This is a genomic window from uncultured Thiodictyon sp., from assembly GCF_903828115.1.
Classification (GTDB): domain Bacteria; phylum Pseudomonadota; class Gammaproteobacteria; order Chromatiales; family Chromatiaceae; genus Thiodictyon.
In genome coordinates this window covers 1-3502 of record NZ_CAIKKU010000413.1, presented here as the reverse complement: position 1 = coordinate 3502, position 3502 = coordinate 1, and the positions used below count along the sequence as shown (strand labels likewise).

Here is a 3502-nt window from a genome sequence, read left to right as displayed (position 1 = left end):
CGGGCCTCGCGAGTTGACTCGGCGTCGCGGGTTGCCGCGGCGCCTGGTCGCGGCTGAAGACCGCTCCCACAGGGTCCGAGTCGGCTTGGGCGCTCAGTCGCCGTCGGCCTGGATCGCGGCAAACAGGGGGTCGAAGACCTGGTGGGCCAAAGTCTCGAAGGCCTGGTCGATGGGGTCACGCCCGCGCAGGGCGGTGCGCACCGCCCAGTGCTGCGACTCGCCGGCGCCGCCGCCGAAGCCGCCCTCCCAGGCGTCCCAGGTCTGCTTGTCCCAGCCGGAGCGGGCGAAGGCGCAGGAGGTCTCGGGGTAGAGGGGCAAGGGGGCCGACTGGCCGGACTGGAACAGGGCGATCAGGTGCTCCAGGTGCCCGAGGGCGCCCTGGACCGGCCCCAGGGTCAGCACGGCGAGCCCGAAGGCGCCGGTGCGCTGGTCCTGGCTCTCGGTGATCAGGGTACTGCGCGGCGCGACCCCGGCGGGCGCCAGGTGGTTGAGCACCAGGTGTCGGACCCACAGGGCCACCAGGTCCTGGGCGCGCTGCCGGCCGAGGCGCCAGGCGACGCGTCCCGCGTCCGTGACGCCGTCCACCCAGCCGACGAGCCGCAGGCCGCCGATGGCGAGCCCCAGGTCCAGGGGCGGGCGCAGGTCGCGCAGATAGGGTGCCAGCCCGTCGCGGAAGGCGGCGACCCGCCCGGCCTGCGCGTCCAGCAGCAGTTCGGCGGCGGCGCCGTGGGGCAGGTCGCCGCCGGCCAGGACCAGGGCGCGCGCCTCGCTGTCGGGGCGGCCCTCCCCCGCCAGGGTCAGGAGACGCTGGCGCAGGCCCCAGCCGGTGAGACCGTCCAGGACGAAGGGCTCGACCTCGGCCACGGCCGCCTCGTCCTGCGGGGTGCGCAGGCCCAGGCCGCGGGTCAGGAACCACTCGGCGGGCAGGCGCAGGAAGCGGATCAGGTCATCGAGTTCCAACTCCGGCACGGGCGCGTCCGTCTCCCGGGCGGCGGCCGGCGCGGCCGTGAGCGGGGCAAAGCAGTCGGACCCCGGGGTGCGCCCGGCCTGGGCGGCGCGACACCAGTCGTCCCGGTAGCTCCACAGGCGCGGGTCGGCGCCGTCGAAATAGCGCCGGGAGAAGGGCTGGAGCGGGTGGCGCACCAGCAGGCGCTCCAACAGGTCCACCCCGTCGGTGAAGCGGAAGGCGCCGCGACAGTAGTCGAGCAGTTCGTCGACCAGCACCGAGGGGACCCGCACCGCGTTGTCGCGCTGGTCGCGACCCAGATAGGAGAGATACAGCCGCTCGCGGGCGGACAGCACGGCCTCCAGGAACAGGTGCCGGTCGTCCTCGCGGCGGGCGCGGTCGCCGCGGCGCGGGGCGGCGGCCATCAGGTCGAAGCTCAGAGGGCGCTGGTCGCGGGGGAAGTCGATCCCGTTCATGCCGAGCAGGCACAGGACGCGCGCCGGGATGCTGCGCATCGGGACCATGTTGCAGAAGGTGACCCGGCCGGTCAGGAAGCGCTGGGCGGGGGTGGCGGCGTCGAGCACGGCACCGACCTCGGCACGCAGGATGTCGAGCCCGACCGGGGCCGTGAGCCCGGCCCCGGCCCCGTTGCGGCCGAGCTGGTCCAGCGCGGCGCGCAGGGGCTGGAGCAGGTCCTCCTCGTCCTCGTCCGGGTCGAAGAGGTCCGCGAGCAGACGGTTGACGGCGCCCGCCCAGTCCGCCAGGGTACGCGGGCGGGCCAGGGCCAGGCGCCAGTGCCCCAGGGTCTCGATCAGCTCCTGGAGCCCGCCCAGGGCCAGCGCCTCGGCGCCTTCCAGGTCCGGATAGGGCAGGACCCCGCGGTAGAGGGTGTCGCCCGGCGGCAGGGCCAGCCCCAGGAACAGGCGCCGCAGCCCGCAGGCCCAGGAGTTGGCGTCCTCGCCCGGCAGGTCCAGGTCGGCGCGCATGGCGGCGTCCAGGCCCCAGCGCACCCCGGTCTCGGTCACCCAGGTGCGGATGCGCGCGAGATCCGCCGGCTCGATCGCGAAGCGCCGGGCGATGGCCGGTACCTCCAGCCAGTCCAGCACCTGCGCCGCCCCCAGGCGGGAGTTGGGCAGCCCGAGCAGCTCGGTAACCGCACCCAGCAGCGGCTGCTCGGCCGACAGGCGCCGGTCGGCGATGGACCAGGGGATGCGCCGCGCGGCCGGCGCGGCACCGAACACCGCGTCGATGTGCGGGGCATAGCTGTCGATATCCGGGGCCATGCAGATGATCTGCCGCGGTTTGAGCCCCGGGAGCGTCGCGAAGCAGCGCAGCAGCCGGTCATGCAGGACCTGGACCTCCCGATGACGCCCGTGGCACGCCTGGACCTGGATCGAGTCGTCCGTCGGGTCGAGCGCGGTGCGGTGCTCCGGGTCCGGGCTGCGCCGGTCGCGCAGGGCCAGGATGTCGCCCTGGATCAGGCCGAGCAGGCAGCCCTGGTCCGGCTCCCGGAAGTCCGCTATCCAGTCCCCGCCCATGTCCAGCAGTTGGTCCTGAAAGCCCATGCCCCCGTGGCCCCAGGAGGCGAGCAGCGGGTTACCCAGATCCAGCAGCGCGGTGCTGTCCGGGGTCCCGGTCACCAGGGCCCGGGCGCGCCCGCGCGCCTGCCGCCCCTCGTCGACGATGTCGGCCCAATACTGGTCACAGGGGTTCAGCACGAACAGATGGACCGGGATCAGCCCGGCGAGCCCCACCAGGACCCGGCAATAGATGGGCGGGAGCGCGGTGGGGGCGAACACCATTACGCGCTCCGGCAGGGGCGTGCGGGGCGCAGCGCCCTCGGTCAGGGCGCGATCCAGGCGGGCGAACAGGGCGGCGCGGTGGGGTGTGTGAATCTCCGCGGCCAGCAGGCGCCAGAGGCGGGACTGCCAGTGGTCCTGGTCGGGCTTGAGGCTGGCCCCTTGCTCCCACTCCAGGACCAGCTCGGGGCGATAGACCAGGTATTGGTCGAACAGGTCCGCCACCCGCCGCGCCAACTGGTAGGTCTTGAGTTCGCGCGGCTCGCCGACCAGGTAGCGCGCGGGCTCCGCAAAGGCGGGGTCCGCGACCAGTTGCGGCAGGCAGGCGAAGATCCGCCACACCAGCCGGTCCTTGTCCCAGTCCGATTGGGGCGGCAGGTCCGCGAACCAGCACCCGAGCAGGTCCCAGACGAGGCGCGCCGGCAGCGGAAAGCGCAGATTGGCCGCGATCCCGGTCCGCTGCGCCAGCCCCTGCGCCAGCCAGCGCGCCATCCCCTGGTTCTGAGCGACCAGGAACTCCTCGCCGAAGGGGTCCGCGAGCGGCCGGTCGAGCACTGCGACCAGGTGGTCCAGCAGGACCTCGAGGCGGTTGCTGTGGTAGATCTCAAGCATGGGGTGGGCAGACCTGGTGGCGACAAGGGCGGCGACGCGGGGGCCATTGTCACCGCAGGGGGACCCGTTGCGCGAGTCCTCAGGCGACCGGCCGCGGGGTGCGATCAGAACTGATGTAGTGACCGAGATCGCGGGTACGTTGTCG

1 protein-coding gene is annotated in these 3502 nt (G+C 73.7%); it reads right to left on the bottom strand.

Features of this window, described 5'->3' with window-relative positions:
* Window positions 1-93 precede the first annotated feature (93 nt).
* Entirely contained in the window at window positions 94-3357 is a 3264-nt protein-coding gene (gene recC / locus QZY48_RS15305) for an exodeoxyribonuclease V subunit gamma (RefSeq protein WP_295432303.1), read from the bottom strand.
* Between the last annotated feature and the right edge of the window lie 145 nt (window positions 3358-3502).

Bases quoted from the DNA above. Each gene is read 5' to 3' on its own strand.
- recC (WP_295432303.1), bottom strand. From the start codon at position 3,357: ATGCTTGAGATCTACCACAGCAACCGCCTCGAGGTCCTGCTGGACCAC.